This is a genomic window from Mycobacterium sp. AZCC_0083 (assembly GCF_014202335.1).
In the GTDB taxonomy this organism is placed as follows: Bacteria; Actinomycetota; Actinomycetes; order Mycobacteriales; family Mycobacteriaceae; genus Mycobacterium.
Map to the genome: position 1 here is coordinate 39,702 of NZ_JACHGP010000023.1, position 19,360 is coordinate 59,061.

The window sequence follows — 19,360 nt, forward strand, 5'->3', positions numbered from 1 at the left end:
ATGACTGCTGCACCGACCCTCAAATCCGGGGTCCCGACCACAGCCGGGGTCTTCACCCGGGCCAGCTCTGGGCTGGTCAGGCAGGTCCGTACCGACGACGTGATGTTCTACGGGTGGCAGCAAATCGCCCTTGGCTACATCATCTTCATCGTTGCGGCCTGGCAGTTCTACCCAGGTGCATCGATGGAGCTGGCCACCCTGATCGCCACCGTCGCAGGGCTCTTCATCGCCGGTTGTTACGGGCTGCTGAGCATGGTCTACCCGCGTTCCGGTGGCGACTACGTGTTCATGTCGAGGATCCTGCATCCGGTCGCAGGCATCGCGTTGAGCATGTCCCTGGTCTTCTGGCAGCTCTTCTACACCGGGGTCAACGGGGCGTTCCTGTCCAAGTTCGGGATCGCGCCCATGCTCAGTTCATTGGGCGTCCAGGAACACAACGCGGCCCTGATCAGCGCGGGCAACTGGTTCGCAGGCAAGTGGGGTCTGTTCCTCGGCGGCGTGCTCGTGGTCGGCATCTTCTCGATCGTGCAATACCGCGGCGCCGGGGTGTACTTCAAGGTCCAGCGGTGGGCCAGCTACGTCACGGCGGCGAGCCTGCTGGTCACGTTCATCACCCTCGCGCTGGCGGCGACCGGCGTGCTCGACTTCCACCACAGCTTCGACGCCGCCGCAGGGGCAGGCGCGTACGACAACGTGATCGCGGCGGCGGGCGACTCGCACCACCCGTTCAGCCTCTCGGAAACCGCGTTCTTCGCCGCGTGGCCGGCGTTCTCACTATGGTTCGCGGTTCTCTCGGTCAGCTTCGGCGGCGAGGTGAAGGACGGCCAGCGCAGTCAGCTGCGAGGTATGACGCTCGCCATCGTCACCATGGGCGGGGCGATGATGCTGCTGATGTTCCTGTACCGCATGGCGTTCGGCAGTTCGTTCATGCTCGCGTCGACCGAGGTGACGCCGGACAAGTTCCCGCTCGATGCGGCACCGTACGTCAATCTGTACACCGGTATTGCCGGCGGCAATCCGGTGCTCACGGTGGTGAACAGTCTGTGGGTGCTCTCGCTTTTGTTCTTCGTCGGGGCGAGTTCGTTGATCGTTGCAACGCGCAGCATGCTCGCATGGTCGCTCGACGGGTTGGCCCCGAAGTGGTTCTCGGCGGTGTCGGCCAAGTTCCACACTCCGACCTGGGCCCTGGCGCTGTCGGCAGCGATCGCGTTCGTCTGGGTCTGCCTCTACGCATTCACCAGTTCGGTCCTGGTGCTCGGTGGCTTTCTCGGCCAGTGCATTCCGTTCATGGGCGTCTGCCTGGCCGCGATCATCTTCCCGTTCCGGCGCAAACGGGAGTTCGAGTCCTCGCCGATCGCATATCGGCTGGGGAAGGTGCCGGTCATATCGGTGATCGGCGTCGTCGCGCTCACCTGCGTGGTGTTCGTCTTCTACCGGTTGCTGATAGATGCCGCCTACGGGGCCAACAACCACCTCTCCGAGGTGATGACGGTCGCCGTCACGGTGTTCGCACTGACCTGGTACGCGGCGTTCCGGATCTACCGGGCCAGGCAGGGGGCCGACCTCAAGGGACAGTTCAGCGAGATCCCGGTCGAGTGATGGACGGGATGGACGCCGCGACTCAGGCTCAATTCGCCGCTGCCGCGACGGTGTCACGGCATGAGCGGATCCCCGGCGAGGCCGCGCGCCTCGTCGGGGCCGCCGCCGAGCAGTCGCTACTGCTGCGGATCACGGGCTCGGTGGCCGTGCATCTGCACTGCTCCCAACACAACGGGTTGATGCGAGAGCTCGGGCGACGACCGTTCTACGACATCGACTTCTGGGGTCGCGATCGTGATCACCAGCGGATCGATGCGTTCTTCCAGGCCGAGGGCTACCTCGCCGACCCGGCGGCGCGCGGGCTGCGGGAGTGGGGCATCAAGCGGCAGATCTTCGGCCACCCCGAAACGGGCATCAAGATCGACGTCTTCATGGACGCCCTGGTGATGGCCCATTCGATCAAGTTCGCCGACCGGCTCGAACTGGCCGACCCGTGCATCTCGCTTGCCGACCTGGTGCTGTCGAAGCTGCAGATCCACGAGATGACCGCCAACGACCTGATCGACCTCACGGTGCTGCTCGGCGAGCATCGCATCGGGGCCGAGGCCGCCGGGCAGATCGACCTCAACCGCATCCGCGACGTGCTGTGCGACGACTGGGGGTTCTGGTACTCGGCAGACCTGAACCTGTCCCTGCTGCACGAGTCGGTGCAGCGACCCGGACTTGACCCGGAGCTGGCAGCGCGGGTCCGGATGCAGATCGAGACGTTGCGGGCACACCTGGCCGCGGCACCCAAATCGCGGCGCTGGAAGCTGCGGGCCAAGGTCGGTACCCGCAAACGGTGGTACGAGCAGGTCGAGGAGGTCAGCTGATGGGGCTGCCGGTACGGCGCTTCGGAGCTACGGGCTGGGAGCTGACGACGGTTGGCCTCGGCACCTGGGCGCTCGGCGGTGGAGACTGGGCCTTCGGCTGGGGCCCGCAGGACGACGCCGAGTCGGTCGCCACCATCCACCACGCCGTCGACGCCGGCATCAACTGGCTCGACACCGCGCCGGAGTACGGCCTGGGCCACTCCGAGGAGATCGTCGGACGGGCCCTGGCCGAGATGTCGGAGACGGACCGGCCGCTGGTCTTCACCAAGTGCGCAATGGTATGGGATCCCGACAATCGACACGCCGAGGCGACCGCCGTCGGGGACGCCGCGTCGCTGCGGGCCGAGTGCGAGGCGTCGCTGCGGCGACTGGGCGTGGACCGCATCGACCTGTACCAGGTGCACTGGCCGCCGACCGACGGCACGGCACTGGAGGACTACTGGGCGACGCTGGTCGACCTGCGCGCCAGTGGCAAGGTGCGGGCGATCGGCCTGTCCAACCACTCCGTCGACCAGCTCACTCGGGCCGAGGTGGTCGGGCATGTCGACTCGCTGCAGCCGCCGCTATCGGCGATCAACCGCGCCGCGGCCGCCGACGTCATCCCGTGGTGCGAGGTCAACGACACCGGTGTGATCGTCTACAGCCCGATCCACTCAGGCCTCCTGTCTGGCACGTTCGACCCGTCGCGATTGGCGCCTGGCGACTGGCGCCGCGGCGAATCCGACTTCACCTCCGACCTGCCGGCCAACCTGGCGGTCGCCGCGGCCATCGCCGACGTGGCGGCCTGCCACTCGACGAGCGCGGCGAGCGTCGCGATCGCCTGGACGTTGCTCTGGCCCGGGGTCACCGCGGCGATCGTGGGGGCGCGGCGACCGGCGCAGATCGATGGCTGGCTGGACGCGGCGGGCCTGCAGTTGAGCGACGACGACCTGGACGCCATCTCCGCCGCGATCGCACGCAGCGGTGCAGGCAGCGGGCCGTCGCGTCCGGCGATTGTGGGGGTCTCGTGACGGGCACGTTGGGGCTGTGCGCGCTCAGCGCGGCACGTAGCCGACGGCCGGGTCGACGACGTTGTGCAACGGCTTGTCGCGCAGCCACCGATCGAGGTTGTCGGTGAAGACGGACATCATGTCGATCTCGAACCCGACGTAGTCGCCGGACATGTGCGGCGACACCAGGATGTTCGGCATCGACCACATCGGTGAGTCAGCGGGCAGCGGCTCGACCTCGAACACGTCCAGCGCGGCGCCTGCGATCGTCTCGGATCGAAGCGCGTCGATGAGATCGGATTCGACGACGGTAGGTCCCCGCCCGACGTTGACGACGAACCCGCGTGGTCCCAGCGCGACCAATACTTCGGCTCCGACGAGCGCGGTGGTGGCCGGCGTCAGCGGCACCGCGAGGACGAGCAGGTCGACGCCCGCGGCGACGGCGACCAGGTCGTCCGAGCCGCGGATCGTGCCGAACTGCGGGTCGTCGCCCGAGGTGCGACCGACCAGGGTGACGTTGACGTCGAGGCGGGCGAGGCGGTCGGCGATGGCCCGGCCGATCGAACCCGTACCCACCACCGCGGCACGGGTTCCGGCCAGCCGCCCGGTGGTGCGGTACCGCCAGGCGCCCTCTCGCTGGGATCCCCAGGTGTTACTCATCCCCTTGACGTGCGCGAGCACCGCGGCGAGTACCCACTCGGCGATCGACGTGTCGAACACACCGCGCGAGTTGGTGAGCGTGACTTGGCCCAGCTCTGGGCAGATCAGCCGATTGACCCCGACCGACGCGGCGTGCACCCACCGCAGCTCGTCGGTTCGGCGCAGGATCGGGGCAAGGTCGGCGAAGCGGTGGTCCCAGACGTACAGCACCGACGCCCCGGCCAGCTCCTCGTCGGTGGGAGCCGAGCCGACGGGGACAACCTCGACGTCACCGGGGATCATGTGCAGTGGCGGAAGCGCCACGTCCGGGTCGGGCTCGGCGAGCACGAGCACGCGGGGAGGATTCGGCACGGGTGCTCCGTTCGGTGGTTGGCAATTCCTTTTCGATATTGTATCTAAAAGGCAAGAGAAGGGCAGACGAGAGGCAATTATGTCAGTTTCCCGTGAATTCGTCGGCTCCTGGCGACAGGTGGGACTCGATGAATGACGCGACGAACGACGGGCCATTCCTCGACCCGGCAGCCTACGAGCCGGACATCGCCGATCCCGTCGAGCTGCGCGCACACCGCAAACGCCGGCTCGCCCTGGCGTACCGGGTGTTCGGCGCGATGGGCTGGGGCTCGCTCGGCGACGGGCACATCTCGGCCCGTGACCCCGAGCGACCGGACTGCTTCTGGTTGGGGCGGTACGGCGTGCCGTTCCGGTCCATGACCACCGACGACCTCGTCCTGGTTCGTCCGGACGGCACCATCGAGGGCGGCGGGCACATCAACATCGCTGCGTACTACATCCACGCCCCGGTGCACGAGGCCCGGCCCGAGATCGTCTCGGCAGCCCATTGCCACACGCCTTACGGCACGCCGTTCTCGGCGACCGTCACCCTGCTCGAGCCGATCTCACAGGAGTCGTGCGCGTTCTTCGGAGACCACGAGATCTTCGACGACGAAGAGGTCAACATCGGATCGACCGACGGCGGCAAGCGCATCGCGGCGGCGATCGGCGGCACCCGCGCGGTGATCCTGCGCAACCATGGGCTGCTGACCGTCGGGGCCACGATCGACGCGGCAGTCGGCTACTTCCTGATGATGGAACGTTGCGCCGAGGTTCAGGTGAAGGCCCGTGGCGCCCGACCGATCGGGGCCGAGTCGGCGCGGCGCGTCCACGACGAGTTCGACGAGCTCGCCGCGTGGCAGGTGTATCAGTGGGCGCAGCGCAGCTACGTGCCCGACGTGAGCGTGGTGGGGGAGTAGCGGCTGCCTCGAAAGCGGCAGTCGCCCTGGCTCGCACGACTTCGCAACCGACCGTCAGGCGCTGTCAAGCGATTCCGAAGTCCTTGACCTTGCGGTAGATCGTCGCCCTCGACATCCCGAGCGCGTTGGCGGCGTCGGTCTTGTTGCCCCCATTCTCTCGAAGACTGCGCACGATCGCGTCTCGTTCAAGAGCCTCGATCTGGGTCAGCTTGCGTCTGGCCAGGGATCGGCACTCGGGAGGAAGTTTCTCTGGTTGGATGACACCTGAGCGCTGCTGGGCAACGGTTTCGACTAGTACCTGCCGTAGCTGTGCGACGTTCCCTGGCCACGGCAGCTTGCCGAGTTGGCGCATCCCCTCGGGGGCGAGTTGGACGTCGGCCCCGCGGGTGATTTCGCGCAACAAGAACGGAACCAGCGCTTCAAGGTCTTCGATCCGGTGCCTCAGCGCGGGCACGGTGACCGTGTGAGTGAAGAACGGCAGCAGCAACATCTCGACCAGCGCCGAGTGGTTGGTCGAGTTCATCGTCGCCGCGATCCACCCCCGCCCGGCGCACGGTGGCAGGACAGCGGCGAGCGTCTCCAGCACCTCGTCGGGTAGGCAGTCCACGTCGGCCAGAACCACGGCGAAGTCGTCGTCGTCGGTCGAGGCGACCAGCTCACTGATGAATTCCTCAGCGCCCGAGAAGTTTTCGATTCGTAGGACGCGAACCATCTTGTCCGCGTTCACATGCTGTGCCACTGCCTGGGCGATCTTCGCTCGCCCGGAGCCCGGCTCGCCGTCCAAGGCGACCCAGTCCTGGTCACGGCAGCACCGCTCGATCTGCTGGCAAGAGCGGTGCCACGAGCTGCTTCGGCCGGCCAGACCCGGAATGCCCGGGTGGATCGGTGGCCCAATGCCGAACCGACGCGCCGTCTCCTCGACGGCGAGCCGGATCTGGAAGACAACGTAGCTTCCGTGGCCCCGAATCGGAATGCGCTCCGCGGCAGTGATCTTGGCTGTACCACCACTGGGCAGCTCGACGAGTGCCGTGCTCACGGCATCGGAGCCGCGCATGTCGGATGCATGCTCCAGCAGGGCGATTTGGTCGCCGGCATCCAGCCCCCGGCGAAGGTACGGGTTCATCAGCACCACGTCACCCCCGATCGCCAACACCCCGAGCGGGAATCTGTGACTTTGCCGCAGGTAGGTCTCCAGCAGGGCCGTCTCGTTCTCGCTGGTAAGCGCGTTCATTCGATCCTCGATCTGGCTGCGGGCACTGTTGGCCAGAGCGAACAGGAGCGGATTTGCCTGGCTGGCCCAACAGGTGAGGTCGATGACACCGACCACCTTGCCGGTGATGGCGTCTCGAATGGGAGCGCCTGCGCAGGCGAGGCGGCCCAGCGTCCCCATGTAATGCTCGGCACCGCGGATGTAGGTGGCCCGCCCTGTCTCCAGGCTCGTCCCGATCCCGTTCGTGCCGACGAACTCCTCGGCATAGCTGTATCCGCGCGAAAGTCGAACACCGTCCAGTGCCCGCATCATCGTCGCGTCGGTGCACACCCGTTCCAGCACCACACCGTCGGCCGACGTCAGGATCACGCTGACGGCCTGCGCCGCCAAGTCGTCGGCCACCCGCCGCAGGACAGGGGCGGCCGCATGCACCAACGGCGAGTCGGTATTCGGTTCGCGGACGAACGGCAGGTCGACCCGATCTAGATGAACATGCAGGTCACGCGACCGGCGCCACGAATCCAGGACGCCGGGACCCAGGTTGACGGCATCCAGGGACCCGACCGTGAGGAACTGCTCCCGCGCTCGGCGGAGGTTCGTGGAGACGTCCGCGCTGGAATCCATTCGATGTACTCACCTCGGTGTTGAGCGGCTGCACTCAGAGGCTAGAGCCGTCTCAATATGTGACCGGTCTCACATTGAGACGCCCAGCCTACGCGCAAACCTGTGCCATTGGTTACAGCAGTACATCCGGCCCAACCAGGAGAAGAGACGTTGAGCAGACAAAGTCTGAGCAAGGCTCACAAGAAAATCACCGAACTGTCGTGGGAACCCACATTCGCCACTCCGGCGACGCGATTCGGCACCGACTACAGCTTCGAGAAGGCGCCCAAGAAGGACCCGCTGAAGCAGATCCTGCGGTCCTACTTCCCGATGGAGGAGGAGAAGGACAACCGCGTCTTCGGCGCGATGGACGGTGCGATCCGCGGGAACATGTTCCGCCAGGTCCAGCAGCGCTGGATGGAGTGGCAGAAGCTCTTCTTGTCGATCATTCCGTTCCCGGAGATCTCCGCGGCTCGGGCGATGCCGATGGCCATTGACGCTGTCCCCAATCCCGAGATTCACAACGGGTTGGCCGTCCAGATGATCGACGAGGTCCGGCACTCGACGATCCAGATGAACCTCAAGCGCCTCTACATGAACCACTACATCGATCCCGCCGGCTTCGACATCAGTGAGAAGGCGTTCGCCAACAACTACGCCGGCACCATCGGTCGACAGTTCGGCGAGGGTTTCATCACCGGTGACGCGATCACCGCGGCCAACATCTACCTGACCGTCGTCGCCGAAACCGCCTTCACCAACACCCTGTTCGTGGCCATGCCGTCGGAGGCCGCCGCCAACGGCGACTATCTTCTGCCGACGGTGTTCCACTCGGTGCAATCAGACGAGTCGCGACACATCTCCAATGGCTACTCGATCCTGTTGATGGCGCTCGCCGACGAGGACAATCGCCAGTTGTTGGAACGGGACCTGCGCTACGCCTGGTGGAACAACCACTGCGTGGTCGACGCCGCCATCGGCACATTCATCGAGTACGGGACCAAGGACCGCCGCAAGGACCGCGACAGCTACGCCGAGATGTGGCGCCGCTGGATCTACGACGACTACTACCGCAGCTACCTCATCCCGCTGGAGAAGTACGGACTCAAGATCCCGCACGACCTCGTCGAGGAGTCGTGGAACCGGATCGTCAACAAGGGCTACGTGCACGAGGTCGCCCAGTTCTTCGCTACCGGCTGGCCGGTCAACTACTGGCGGATCGACCCCATGACCGACCAGGACTTCGAATGGTTCGAAGACAAGTACCCCGGTTGGTACAACAAGTACGGGAAGTGGTGGGAGAACTACAACCGGCTGAAGTACCCGGGCCGCAATAAGCCGATCGCCTTCGAAGACGTCGACTACCAGTACCCGCACCGGTGCTGGACGTGCATGGTGCCGTGCCTCATCCGCGAGGACATGGTCACCGAGAAGGTCGACGGCCAGTGGCGCACGTACTGCTCGGAGACCTGCGCGTGGACCGACATCAAAGCGTTCCGCCCCGAGTACGAGGGCAGGCCGACGCCGAACATGGGCCGGCTCACCGGGCATCGCGAATGGGAGACCCTGCATCACAACCAGGATCTCGCCGACATCGTCACCGGGCTCGGCTATGTCCGCGACGACGGCAAGACGCTCATCCCGCAGCCCCACCTCGATCTCGACGACGCGAAGAAGTTGTGGACGGTCGAGGATCTGCGCGGCATCACCTTCCAGAGTCCAAATGTGCTGCTGAACGAGATGTCCGACGCCGAACGGGAAGCGCACCTCGCCGAATACACGGCGGGTGGACCGGCCGGCCGCCCCGCCAAGGCTGCGGTACCGGCCTGATCCCGGTCCGGGTGGCGCGGCGCGACCAAACCCGCCGCGCCACCAGGGCCTCCAACGGGACTTTCCAAAGACTAGGAGACCGTCCGATGGGTGATACCCACAAGATCAGGTTCGAGCCGGTTGACCTCGAGATCGAGGTCGACGAGAGCGAGACCGTTCTCGATGCGGCGTTCCGTCAGGGTGTTTCGCTGATGCACGGCTGCCGGGAAGGCCAGTGCTCGGCATGCAAGTCGTTTTTGCTCGACGGTGACATCCAGATGGACCGCTACTCGACATTCGCCCTGGCCGATTACGAAAGTGAGGAAGGGTACGTACTGCTGTGCAAGGCCCACGCCTACAGCGACTGCGAGATCGAGCTGATCAACTTCGACGAGGACGAGCTGCGCAACGCGGTTCCGCTGCAACAGCTTCAGACCCGGATCGTCGAACTCACCGACCTAACCCAGGACATCGTGTCGCTCAAGCTGGAGCTGATCGAACCCGAGGGCTACGAGTTCAAGCCCGGTCAGTACTCCGATCTGATGATCCCGGGCACCGAGGAACACCGCTGTTTCTCCATGGCGACCACCCCCAGCACTCCGGGCCGGCTGGAGTTCATCATCAAACGCTACCCGGGCGGGCATTTCTCAGGGTTGCTGGAGACGCAGCTCCAAGTCGGCGACGAGTTGGCGCTGCGTGGCCCGTACGGCTCGTTCACCATCAAACACGACTCCGAACGTGACATCGTCTGCATTGGCGGCGGTGCCGGTATGGCACCCATCCTGTCTTTGCTCAAGCATCTGGTCGAGTCCGGCAGCGACCGCCAGGTTCACTTCTACTACGGCGCCCGCACTGCCCAGGATCTGTTCTACCTCCACGAGATCAAGGAGCTCGGCAACCAGCTGGTCAATTTCACGTTCGTGCCGGTGTTGTCGGAGGAGACGGGAGCGGACTGGACGTCGCTCGGTGTCACTGGCGGGGATTTCGGGTTCGTCACCGACGCCGTGGACCGTCGTGAATCCGACCTCAGCGAGGCGGAGGTCTACGTCTGCGGGCCGCCGCCGATGGTAGACGCCGCTATGGCGATGCTCGAGGGCAAAACGGTTGCCCGGGAACATATTTACTTCGACAAGTTCACCACCACGGTTCACCAAGCGTAGTCCACCAGAAAGGGAGAGTACCCACATGAGCGCACCCACCGCCGAGCGCGCCGCGCCTGACCCCGAGCCGGCCACGCCGGTCCGCAGCTTCCCCAAGCCGCAATTCACCGACGCCGAAGCCGGCGCTTTGGAGTTCCCCAGTTCAAAAAGCCGCAGCTTCAGCTATTTCGAGCCGGCCAAGCTGCGGGCCACCACGTATGAAGACGTCACCTTCGACGTGCAGCCCGATCCCGATCGCCACCTCACCCAGGGCTGGATCTACGGGTTCGGTAACGGCCCCGGCGGCTACCCGCAGGACTGGACCGAGCTGAAGTCCTCCGACTGGCACAAGTTCCGCGATCCCAACGAGGAGTGGGAGCAGACGATTTACCGCAATAACGCGAACGTGGTGCGGCAGATCCAGCAGAACCTCGCCAATGCCAAACTCGCCGACGCCTACGCGTCGTGGACTCCGACGTGGAGGAAGTTCATCGAGCGCAATCTGGGTGCGTGGATGCACGCCGAGAACGGCATCGGGCTGCACGTGTTCATCGCGGTGCAGCGCTCGGGCCCGACCAACATGATCAACACCGCCGTCGCGGTCAACAGTGCGCACAAGATCCGGTTCGCCCAGGACCTCGCGTTGTTCAATCTGGACCTGAGCGAATCGCTGGACGGGTTCGACGGCTCGGCGCACCGCGACGTCTGGCACAACGACCCGGTCTGGCAGGGCGTGCGCAAGAATGTCGAGTTGCTCACCGCGGCGGCCGACTGGGCTGAGGCTGTCTTCGCCACGAACATCGTCTTCGAGCAGTTGGTGGGGGTGCTGTTCCGCAGCCACCTCGTCATGCAGATCTCGGCGCGCAACGGAGACTACGTCACGCCCAGCCTGGTCGGCTCCGGCGAAAACGACTACAACCGCGACCTCGGCTACACCCGAGCGCTTTTCAACATGCTCACCAACGACCCGGAGCACCGCGACCACAATCGAGAACTGCTGTCGCGCTGGCTCGAGAAATGGGTGCCGCTGAGCATCGCGGCGGCGCGTGAGCTGCAGCCCATCTGGTCGCAGCCCCAGGAACGCACCGTGCCGTTCGCCGAGTCCTTCGAGGCAGCCAAAGCCGGGCTGCGCAGTGTGTTGTCCGATCTCGACCTCGACCAGCCCAAGGAGCTCTCCTGATGAGTACGGAAATGCAGTTCGGCGCCTCGGTCGGGTCGTCGAACATGTGCGGCGTCACCCTGATGAACAACCAGAACGGCTACGTCGTCGCCGAAGTGATGGGGCGCAAGCCCGACGTCACGATCACCGAGTTCCCGTCGATGATCCGCGTGGACGGGCACAACGTCCTGACCTTCGATTTCGGCGAAATCACCGATGCACTCGGCGCCGAGTTCGACTTGTACGACTTCGAGGAGATCATGTCCACCCATTACGGGCGGATGGTGCATTTCGATGACCACACGATGTTGTTCGCCAACCCCGAGGACGCGGCGGAGTACATCGGCTTCGACTTGAAGGTCGTCGAATGAATCCCCCCATTCTCAGCACAGCCCGCACCCCAACCACCTGATAACGGAGCACACCATGTACGAGAAGGATGGCGAGAAGTACTTCATCGTCGACGCCCACATCGCTCTCTGGGACGCCCGTCCGGAGAACCAGCGCAACATCCACGGCAAGCAGTTCATCGACTGCTTCTACGACTATCACCGCAATCTGTCGCCCGAATCCGAGGTGTGGAGCTACGAGGAGTACCTCTACCAGGGTGGCGAGCGACTGATGAAGGACCTGTTCACCGACGGCTATGTCGACCATGCGATCTTCCAGCCGGCGTACCTTGGCGAGTTCTACTACCGCGGCTTCGGGCAGACCGATGAGGCGTCCGCGTTGGCGGCGGCGCATCCCGACAAGCTGACCTACAACCACCATTTCGACCCCCGAAACGGTGAGTCCGGCCTCGATCAGCTACGCGCCGACGCCGAGAGGTTCAACCTCAAGGGCGTCAAGCTGTACACCGCCGAATGGCATGGCGAGTCGCGCGGCTACAAGCTCGACGATCCGTGGGCGCATCGTTATCTCGAAGCCTGCCAGGAGCTCGGGATCCGCAACATTCACGTCCACAAGGGCCCCACCATCAGGCCGTTGGATCGGGATGCCTTCGACGTCGCCGACATCGATCACGTCGCCTCCGACTACACCGATCTGAACTTCGTCGTCGAGCACTGCGGACTGCCCCGCCTGGAGGACTTCTGCTGGATCGCCACCCAGGAGCCCAACGTGCACGCCGGACTTGCGGTCGCGATGCCGTTCATTCACACCCGGCCGAAATACTTCGCGCAGATCATGGGCGAACTGCTCTACTGGGTCGGCGAGGACCGCATCCAATTTTCCTCTGACTACGCACTGTGGACACCGCGCTGGCTCGTCGAAGCGTTCGTTGATTTCCAGATTCCCGACGATCTCGGCGAGTACCCGGCGATCACCACCGAGCAGAAGAAGAAGATCCTCGGCCTCAACGCGGCGAAGATGTACGACATCGCGGTCCCGGCCGAGTCGCGGCTGCCGGCTGCAGACGAACCCGCGGTCGGCCCGCGCGGCGCCGACAACGTCACCGAAGCGGCGGACCATCTGGTCGGGGCCTGATGTGAACCTGCACGACGAGGCGTACGCGGCGCTGGGGGCGGTAGTTGATCCCGAGCTCGACGAGCCGATCACCGATCTGGGGTTCGTCCGCTCGCTCGTGACGACTGGCGGCGACGTCGAAGTCCATCTTCGGCTGCCGACGTCGTTCTGCGCGCCGAACTTCGCGTACCTGATGGCGTCCGACGCCAAAGATGCTCTCACGAAGCTTGATTGGACCGAGCGGGTGGTGGTCGAGCTCGACGACCATCATGACTCGGACATCATCAATGCGGGGCTCGCCACGGACGCCGGGTACCGGGGCACGTTCGGTCAAGAGGCAGACAGCGACCTCGACGACCTGAGGCTCACATTCCAACGCAAGGCGCACACGGCCGCGATGGAACGCTGCCTGACACAGCTGCTGCGGTCTGACCCCGATCGGCCCGAGGCATCGCTTGGGCAGGTAAGACTGCACGACCTGCCGGACAACCCGATCACAAACGCGTTGCTCCGGCGCCGGGCCGTCCTCGGCCTGTCGCTCGCGCCGCAGTCCGTGGTGATGGTCGATCACCACGGCCGCGGTTATGTCCCCGACGATGTGCCGGTCGGGTTGCGCCGCGCCAGGTCCACCCGCATCTCCATCGACGGCAATGCCCACTTCTGCCGTGGGCTGCTGAGCACTCGATATCCCGCCGAATCATCCGCCGCACTGCGTGATCCGACCTTCGTACCGCTGGCCACGCTGACGATCCCCGATTGAGGAAAGGAACTCCACCCATGAGCACCATGCGAGCCGTCCAGGTAGTGGGCTACCACCAGAACCTCGAGATGACGGAGGTACCGGTCCCCACTCCGACCGGACCCTTCGACGTCATCGTGAAGATCGGCGGAGCGGGAGTGTGCCGAACCGATCTGCACATCCTCGAAGGCCAATGGGCCGAAAAATCCCAGGTCCAGCTGCCCTACACGATCGGGCACGAAAACGCCGGCTGGGTCGACGCGGTCGGGTCCGCGGTGACCAATGTCCGCGAAGGGGACAAGGTGATCGTGCACCCGTTGATCACCTGCGGGCTGTGCCGTGCCTGTCGCTCCGGCGACGACGTGCACTGCGAGGCCAACGCCTTTCCCGGCATCGACACCAACGGGGGCTACGCGGACTACCTCAAGACGTCGGCCCGCAGCGTCGTGAAGATCGACGACGCACTGGAACCCGCTGATGTCGCGGCACTCGCCGATGCCGGCCTTACCGCCTACCACGCAGCCGCGAAGGCCGCGCGTCGCCTCACACCTCGGGATCGCTGCGTGGTGATCGGCGCAGGAGGGTTGGGGCACATCGGTATTCAGGTGCTCAAAGCACTCACGCCAGCCGAGATCATCGTGGTGGATCGCAACGCCGACGCCGTCAAGCTCGCATTGTCCATTGGCGCCGACCACGCGGTCGTCGCCGACGGATCACAGGTGGCGCAGGTCCTGGAACTCACCGGCGGCAACGGCGCGGAGGCCGTTATCGACTTCGTCGGCGAGGGCGGCGCGACCAGCGAAGGGGTACAAATGCTCCGCGGCGCAGGGGATTACCACGTCGTCGGTTACGGCGAGAACATCGACGTCCCGACGATCGACATCATCTCCAACGAGATCAACTTCATCGGCAACCTCGTCGGGTCGTACAACGATCTGTGCGACCTGATGGTGCTCGCCGCCCGCGGAGCCGTCCATCTGCACACCGTGAAGTACCGGCTCGACGACTTCCAGTCCGCCATCGACGACCTGGACGCCGGAAAGATCCGTGGCAGGGCGATCCTCGTGCCCTGATCGGACCCAGAACGCTTTCGTTGACTTCAAAAACTTCAAGACAAAGGTGCGTACGACATGGCTAAAGATCTCAGATTCAGCAAGGACGCTCGAGCGCTGCTCGAAGTGGGCGTGAACGCTCTAGCTGACGCGGTCAAGGTGACGTTGGGGCCCAAAGGCCGTAACGCGGTGTTGGAGAAGCTCACCGGAGCACCGACGATCACCAACGACGGCGTCACCATCGCGAAGGAGATTCAACTGCGTGATCCCTTCGCGAACATGGGCGCTCAGCTCGTCAAGGAGGTGGCCACCAAGACCAACGGCGTCGCCGGTGACGGAACGACAACCGCGACGGTGCTCGCGCAGGCGATGGTGCGTGAAGGCCTGAGGGCGGTCGAGGCCGGCGCCAACCCCATCCAACTCAAACGTGGCATCGAAAGGGCCACCGCCGCCGTGGTCGACACCCTGCGCCAACGCAGCCGCAACACCACCGGCGAGGCCGACCTGCGCCACGTCGCGACCCTCTCGGCGAACAATGACAGCGACATCGGTGACGTCATCGCCGCGGCACTGACCAGGGTCGGCGCCGACGGAGTCGTGACCGTGGAGGAATGGCCACAATTCGGTCTTGGGCTCAGCTACGTCGACGGCGTTGAGTTCGACCACGGCTACGTCTCGCCGTACTTCGTGACCGACAAGGACCGGATGGAGGCTGTGCTGGAGGACGCCTATGTGTTGCTGACCAACCAGAAGATCTCCACCGTGCAGACCCTGATGCCGGTTCTCGAGCAGGTACAACGCGCCAAGAAGCCGCTGCTGATCCTGTGCGAGAACATCGACGGACCGGCATTGAGCATGCTCGTGACCAACAACGTGCACGACACCTTCCGCTCAGTCGTGGTGCGAGCACCTGGCTTCGGCCACCGCAGGGTCGCCGAACTCGAAGACCTGGCAACCCTGCTGGGCGGTACGGTGGTCAGCCCCGAGTCCGGGCTGGCACTGGAGAACGTGCGCATCGAACACCTGGGAAGAGCGGCGAAGGTGACCGTCACCGAGCGCTTCACCACCCTCGTCGGCGGCGCGGGCTCCACGGCCGACGTGGAAGCACGGATCGGCCAGATCGAACGCGAGCTGAACCGCGCCCAAAATGAGCACGACCAGGACAACCTGCAATTGCGGGTCGCTCGGCTGTCCGGCCGGGTCGCGGTTATCCACGTCGGCGCCGCGACCGACGTCGAACTCAAGGAAAAGCTCCACCGGGTGGAGGACTCGTTGTCGGCGACGCGCGCCGCCCTCGAGGAGGGCGTCGTCGCGGGCGGCGGATCCGCGCTGCTGCAGGCACAGCCCGCGCTGGACCTGCTCGAGCTCACCGGAGATGTGGCCGAAGGACGTGAGATCGTGCGCCGTGCGGTCGAGGAACCACTGAGATGGATCGCGATCAACGCCGGCTTCGACGGCGACGAAGTGGTCGCAAGGGTCGCGAAACTGCCTGTCGGACAGGGCTTCAACGCCGTCACCGACAGTTACGGGGACATGTCCGAGGCCGGTGTCATCGATCCACTGAAGGTGACGCGATCCGCATTGCAAAGCGCGGCGTCGATCGCTGCACTGCTCCTCACCACCGAGACGCTCGTCGTCGAGGAGATCCTGGTCAACCCAGGCGCGATCATCGCCCCCGGATTCGGTGATCTCGCCGAAGGCATGGTCCGCCCGTCCAACATCTACTGACGCCGTCCACGACACTGGTTAGGAGGTCGAGATGTGCTCGTATCCAACGGCTTTGCGGCGTTTCGCCCTGATATCGGATGATGTCGGCGACGGCAGCATATTCGATGCGCCCCAACTCAGCGGTGTACTCGGGGCCGATGGTGACGACATCTCACCACACCTGCGGTGGCAGGGTGCGCCCACTCCCACGCTCAGCTACGTCGTCACGATGTTCGACGAGCAAGGGCTGGGCGGCTCCGGGTTCTGGCACTGGATCGTCGTCGACATCCCACCCGGCATGACCGAACTCAGATCTGACGCGGGACACCCGAGCGGGCGTGGATTGCCGAACTGTGCCCGCCAGCTCCCCAACGATCTCAAGCTCACCCGGTACATCGGAGCCTCCCCGCCGCTAGGCGACCGACCACATACCTACCGCATCTCGGTTCATGCTCTCGACGTGGCGCGCCTGGACATTTCCGATGACGGCACGCCCGCTTGGCTGCTGTCACAGCTGTATCGGCATGCCATCGGACGGGCCAGTATCAGTGTGATCGGCGAGTATCCACAACTCGCATCCTCGAAGGCAGGAGGCCGCATGACGGTGAAGGCGTACCGGTGATTTTCATCGTCGTTCGTTTCGAAACGAAGCCGGAGTGGTCGGACCGCTGGCCGGAGCTGGTGGCCGGGTTCACTCGGGCCACCCGGGCCGAGGAAGGAAATCTGTGGTTCGACTGGTCGCGCAGCCTTGAGGACCCGGCTGAATACGTTCTCGTCGAGGCGTTCCGTGATCCCACAGCCGGCTCCGCGCACGTCAGCAGTGATCACTTCGCGTCCGCGATGCGCGAACTCCCACAGGCGCTCGCCTCAACGCCACGAATCATCAGCCAGACCCTCGACGCGTCGGGTTGGTCAGCGATGGCGGAGATGTCGGTTCACTGACTGCTGCGTCGGTACTCGGCTAACGCCATTCGCGCTGATCTTCGAGCCGGCGATCGGCCGCTGGACGATGAGCGGTAGACATCGATTCCAGTTGGTGGGGGGCATGGATGGGGGTCAGCGGCGACGACAGGGCTTCTGTGGGGCGCAACTCTGGAAAGGGCAAGCACAGACAGTCTTTCGAATGGATACCAATATGCGCACTGGAATGAAGTACCTGACATCGGCGTTGGCAGCCGGCGCTGCCGCGGCAGCCATCGCCGTCGCTCCCGCGGCGATGGCCGATCCCGCTCCGGCTCAGCCGGCAGTGGTGGCCACCGCGTCGAGCGCCATGGCCGGCGGACACATCGTCCAGGCCGGTCACGGCGGCGGCGGCGGTTTTCACGGCGGCGGCGGCGGCGGTTTTCACGGCGGCGGCTGGGGCGGTGACCGCGGCGGCTGGCACGGCGACCGCGGCTGGGGCGGTCCCTGGTTCCCTTGGGGCTGGCGGTAACGGTCAAGAATCACCCACCTCAGACAGGCCCGCACCGGTGACCCCTCGCCGGTGCGGGCCGTCGGGCTTCCGAGCCGTCGACCACCATCGGCCTGTCCGACGCCGCGAGTTCCGGGCTCCCTAGGATTGCACCGATGACCCCACCGTTCTCCTGGGAGCTGCCCTACGCATGGCCGCGCAAACCCGTGCTGGCGCGCAACGTGGTCTGCACGTCCCAACCGCTGGCCGCACAAGCCGGTCTGGCGATGCTCGCCGACGGCGGCAGCGCGGTCGACGCGGCACTGGCGGCCGCGATCACCCTGACGCTGGTCGAGCCGGTGTCCAACGGCATCGGCTCCGACGCCTTCGCCATCGTGTGGGACGGCGAGACGTTGCATGGGCTGAACGCCTCGGGGCGCTCGCCTGCCGCATGGACTCCGGAGTACTTCGGCGGCGGCCCCGTACCGGAGCGGGGTTGGAACTCGGTCACCGTGCCTGGCGCGGTGTCGGCGTGGACCGAGCTGCACGCCCGGTTCGGCAGGCTGCCGTTTGCGCGGCTCTTCGAGCCGGCGATCGGCTACGGGCGCGAAGGCTTCCTCGTCTCGCCGACGGTCGCCGGGCAGTGGGCCGCGCAGGCGAAGGAGCTGCGGATGCAGCCGGGGTTCGCCGAGGCGTTCCTGCCTGGCGGACGGACGCCTTCACCGGGGGAGCTGTTCCGGCTGCCCGAACACGCGGCGACGTTGGAGAAGATCGCGGCAACGGGCGGGGAGGCGTTCTACCGCGGCGAACTCGCCGCAACGATGGAGGCGCATTCGACCGCGAACGGCGGTGTCATGCTGGCCTCGGACCTCGCTGCACACCGAGCCGACTGGGTCGACCCGATCAGCATCGACTACCGCGGCTACACCCTGCACGAGATCCCACCCAACGGTCAGGGGATCGTCGCCTTGATCGCGCTGGGCATCCTGCAGCACTTCGACATGGCCTCGCTCCCAGTCGATTCGGCAGACAGCGTGCACCTCCAGATCGAGGCGATCAAGCTGGCGTTCGCCGACGCGCTGGCCTACGTCGCCGACCCCGACCACATGCTGGTGGGCCCACAACAACTCCTCGACGCCGAATACCTGAAGCAGCGGTCGACGCTGATCGACCCGGTGCGGGCCACACCGGTCGCGGCCGGCAGGCCGCCGGGAGGCGGCACGGTCTATCTGACCGCCGCCGACGCGTCCGGGATGATGGTGTCGATGATCCAGTCCAACTACGAGGGCTTCGGATCGGGCGTGGTGGTGCCGGGCACCGGGATCTCCCTGCAAAACCGTGGGACGGAGTTCAGCGCGACACCGGGGCACCCCAATCTGGTTGGGCCGCACAAGCGTCCGTACCACACCATCGTCCCCGGCTTCCTCACCAGAGACGGCGCCCCTGTGATGGGTTTCGGCGTGATGGGCGGCACCATGCAGCCGCAAGGGCATCTGCAGATCGTGGCGCGCATCGCCGACCACGGCCAGAACCCACAGGCGGCGTGTGACGGCCCGCGGTTCCGATGGATACACGGCATGCAGGTGAGCGTCGAGGACGGCTTCCCGCGGGAAACGGTCGACGAGCTGCGTCGGCGCGGCCACGATCTCGTCGTGGTCAACGACTACAACCAGTTCGGCAGCTGCCAGGCGATCTGGCGCCTGCCCGACGGGTATCTGGCGGCGAGCGACCCGCGCCGCGACGGGCAGGCCGCCGGTTTCTGAGCCGACCCGAACGAC

18 protein-coding genes are annotated in these 19,360 nt (G+C 65.4%); 16 read left to right on the forward strand and 2 right to left on the reverse strand.

The features are described 5' to 3' along the window. The 3 genes from HNP02_RS37470 to HNP02_RS37480 are packed head-to-tail and all read left to right on the forward strand — an operon-like array spanning position 1 to position 3,421. Positions 1-1,599, forward strand: a complete 1,599-nt coding sequence (locus HNP02_RS37470) for an APC family permease (protein WP_184445720.1) — start codon at positions 1-3, stop codon at positions 1,597-1,599. Further along, positions 1,599-2,411, forward strand: a complete 813-nt coding sequence (locus HNP02_RS37475) for a hypothetical protein (protein WP_184445721.1) — start codon at positions 1,599-1,601, stop codon at positions 2,409-2,411. The genes HNP02_RS37470 and HNP02_RS37475 overlap by 1 nt, the downstream gene beginning before the upstream one ends. Continuing rightward, positions 2,411-3,421 carry an aldo/keto reductase gene (locus HNP02_RS37480; protein WP_184445722.1) on the forward strand — a complete coding sequence of 337 codons (1,011 nt, stop codon included), beginning with the start codon at positions 2,411-2,413 and terminating at the stop codon, positions 3,419-3,421. Before HNP02_RS37475 ends, HNP02_RS37480 begins: the two co-directional genes overlap by 1 nt. 24 nt (positions 3,422-3,445) lie before the next feature. On the opposite strand, the gene HNP02_RS37485 is transcribed toward HNP02_RS37480, so the two are convergent. Further along, positions 3,446-4,411: a D-2-hydroxyacid dehydrogenase gene (locus HNP02_RS37485; RefSeq protein ID WP_184445723.1), complete on the reverse strand. Its 966-nt coding sequence runs from the start codon at positions 4,409-4,411 to the stop codon at positions 3,446-3,448. A 128-nt stretch (positions 4,412-4,539) separates the two neighbouring features. Between HNP02_RS37485 and HNP02_RS37490 the strand changes: the two genes are divergently transcribed. Further along, a complete protein-coding gene (locus tag HNP02_RS37490; RefSeq protein WP_184445724.1) occupies positions 4,540-5,310 on the forward strand; it encodes a class II aldolase/adducin family protein in 771 nt (256 codons plus the stop codon). Positions 5,311-5,374: 64 nt separating this feature from the next. On the opposite strand, the gene HNP02_RS37495 is transcribed toward HNP02_RS37490, so the two are convergent. Then, positions 5,375-7,144 carry a sigma-54-dependent Fis family transcriptional regulator gene (locus HNP02_RS37495; protein WP_184445725.1) on the reverse strand — a complete coding sequence of 590 codons (1,770 nt, stop codon included), beginning with the start codon at positions 7,142-7,144 and terminating at the stop codon, positions 5,375-5,377. A gap of 150 nt (positions 7,145-7,294) precedes the next feature. On the opposite strand from HNP02_RS37495, the gene HNP02_RS37500 reads away from it, so the two are divergent. The 12 genes from HNP02_RS37500 to HNP02_RS37555 all read left to right on the forward strand — a co-directional run bounded on the left by HNP02_RS37500 (position 7,295) and on the right by HNP02_RS37555 (position 19,345). Next, the gene (locus HNP02_RS37500) at positions 7,295-8,953 is read left to right on the forward strand and encodes a methane monooxygenase (protein WP_184445726.1); all 1,659 of its coding nucleotides are present in this window, start codon (positions 7,295-7,297) and stop codon (positions 8,951-8,953) included. 86 nt (positions 8,954-9,039) lie between these two features. Beyond that, positions 9,040-10,092, forward strand: coding sequence for an FAD-binding oxidoreductase (locus HNP02_RS37505; RefSeq protein ID WP_184445727.1), 1,053 nt, complete (start codon positions 9,040-9,042; stop codon positions 10,090-10,092). Between the two features lie 25 nt (positions 10,093-10,117). Continuing rightward, positions 10,118-11,251: an aromatic/alkene monooxygenase hydroxylase subunit beta gene (locus HNP02_RS37510; RefSeq protein WP_184445728.1), complete on the forward strand. Its 1,134-nt coding sequence runs from the start codon at positions 10,118-10,120 to the stop codon at positions 11,249-11,251. Continuing rightward, a complete protein-coding gene (gene mimD, locus HNP02_RS37515; protein WP_184445729.1) occupies positions 11,251-11,601 on the forward strand; it encodes a propane 2-monooxygenase effector subunit MimD in 351 nt (116 codons plus the stop codon). Before HNP02_RS37510 ends, mimD begins: the two co-directional genes overlap by 1 nt. A 55-nt stretch (positions 11,602-11,656) precedes the next feature. After that, entirely contained in the window at positions 11,657-12,715 is a 1,059-nt protein-coding gene (locus HNP02_RS37520; RefSeq protein WP_184445730.1) for an amidohydrolase family protein, read from the forward strand. A 1-nt stretch (position 12,716) separates the two neighbouring features. After that, positions 12,717-13,454, forward strand: a complete 738-nt coding sequence (locus HNP02_RS37525; protein WP_184445731.1) for an iron-sulfur cluster assembly protein — start codon at positions 12,717-12,719, stop codon at positions 13,452-13,454. A gap of 26 nt (positions 13,455-13,480) precedes the next feature. Continuing rightward, positions 13,481-14,506, forward strand: a complete 1,026-nt coding sequence (locus tag HNP02_RS37530; RefSeq protein WP_184445794.1) for an NAD(P)-dependent alcohol dehydrogenase — start codon at positions 13,481-13,483, stop codon at positions 14,504-14,506. Positions 14,507-14,563: 57 nt separating this feature from the next. After that, positions 14,564-16,213, forward strand: coding sequence for a chaperonin GroEL (gene groL, locus HNP02_RS37535; protein WP_184445732.1), 1,650 nt, complete (start codon positions 14,564-14,566; stop codon positions 16,211-16,213). Positions 16,214-16,244: 31 nt separating this feature from the next. Continuing rightward, positions 16,245-16,814 carry a YbhB/YbcL family Raf kinase inhibitor-like protein gene (locus HNP02_RS37540; RefSeq protein ID WP_184445733.1) on the forward strand — a complete coding sequence of 190 codons (570 nt, stop codon included), beginning with the start codon at positions 16,245-16,247 and terminating at the stop codon, positions 16,812-16,814. Then, positions 16,811-17,134, forward strand: a complete 324-nt coding sequence (locus tag HNP02_RS37545) for a putative quinol monooxygenase (protein ID WP_184445734.1) — start codon at positions 16,811-16,813, stop codon at positions 17,132-17,134. The genes HNP02_RS37540 and HNP02_RS37545 overlap by 4 nt, the downstream gene beginning before the upstream one ends. Before the next feature lie 181 nt (positions 17,135-17,315). After that, entirely contained in the window at positions 17,316-17,624 is a 309-nt protein-coding gene (locus HNP02_RS37550) for a hypothetical protein (RefSeq protein WP_184445735.1), read from the forward strand. 134 nt (positions 17,625-17,758) lie between these two features. After that, entirely contained in the window at positions 17,759-19,345 is a 1,587-nt protein-coding gene (locus tag HNP02_RS37555; protein ID WP_184445736.1) for a gamma-glutamyltransferase family protein, read from the forward strand. Positions 19,346-19,360 lie beyond the last annotated feature (15 nt).

Excerpts from the sequence above, each read along its gene's own strand:
- HNP02_RS37470 (WP_184445720.1), top strand. The coding sequence starts at position 1 with ATGACTGCTGCACCGACCCTCAAATCCGGGGTCCCGACCACAGCCGGG.
- HNP02_RS37475 (WP_184445721.1), top strand. The coding sequence starts at position 1,599 with ATGGACGGGATGGACGCCGCGACTCAGGCTCAATTCGCCGCTGCCGCG.
- HNP02_RS37480 (WP_184445722.1), top strand. The coding sequence starts at position 2,411 with ATGGGGCTGCCGGTACGGCGCTTCGGAGCTACGGGCTGGGAGCTGACG.
- HNP02_RS37490 (WP_184445724.1), top strand. The coding sequence starts at position 4,540 with ATGAATGACGCGACGAACGACGGGCCATTCCTCGACCCGGCAGCCTAC.
- HNP02_RS37495 (WP_184445725.1), bottom strand. The coding sequence starts at position 7,144 with ATGGATTCCAGCGCGGACGTCTCCACGAACCTCCGCCGAGCGCGGGAG.
- HNP02_RS37505 (WP_184445727.1), top strand. The coding sequence starts at position 9,040 with ATGGGTGATACCCACAAGATCAGGTTCGAGCCGGTTGACCTCGAGATC.
- HNP02_RS37510 (WP_184445728.1), top strand. The coding sequence starts at position 10,118 with ATGAGCGCACCCACCGCCGAGCGCGCCGCGCCTGACCCCGAGCCGGCC.
- mimD (WP_184445729.1), top strand. The coding sequence starts at position 11,251 with ATGAGTACGGAAATGCAGTTCGGCGCCTCGGTCGGGTCGTCGAACATG.
- HNP02_RS37520 (WP_184445730.1), top strand. The coding sequence starts at position 11,657 with ATGTACGAGAAGGATGGCGAGAAGTACTTCATCGTCGACGCCCACATC.
- HNP02_RS37530 (WP_184445794.1), top strand. The coding sequence starts at position 13,481 with ATGCGAGCCGTCCAGGTAGTGGGCTACCACCAGAACCTCGAGATGACG.
- groL (WP_184445732.1), top strand. The coding sequence starts at position 14,564 with ATGGCTAAAGATCTCAGATTCAGCAAGGACGCTCGAGCGCTGCTCGAA.
- HNP02_RS37540 (WP_184445733.1), top strand. The coding sequence starts at position 16,245 with ATGTGCTCGTATCCAACGGCTTTGCGGCGTTTCGCCCTGATATCGGAT.
- HNP02_RS37550 (WP_184445735.1), top strand. The coding sequence starts at position 17,316 with ATGGATACCAATATGCGCACTGGAATGAAGTACCTGACATCGGCGTTG.
- HNP02_RS37555 (WP_184445736.1), top strand. The coding sequence starts at position 17,759 with ATGACCCCACCGTTCTCCTGGGAGCTGCCCTACGCATGGCCGCGCAAA.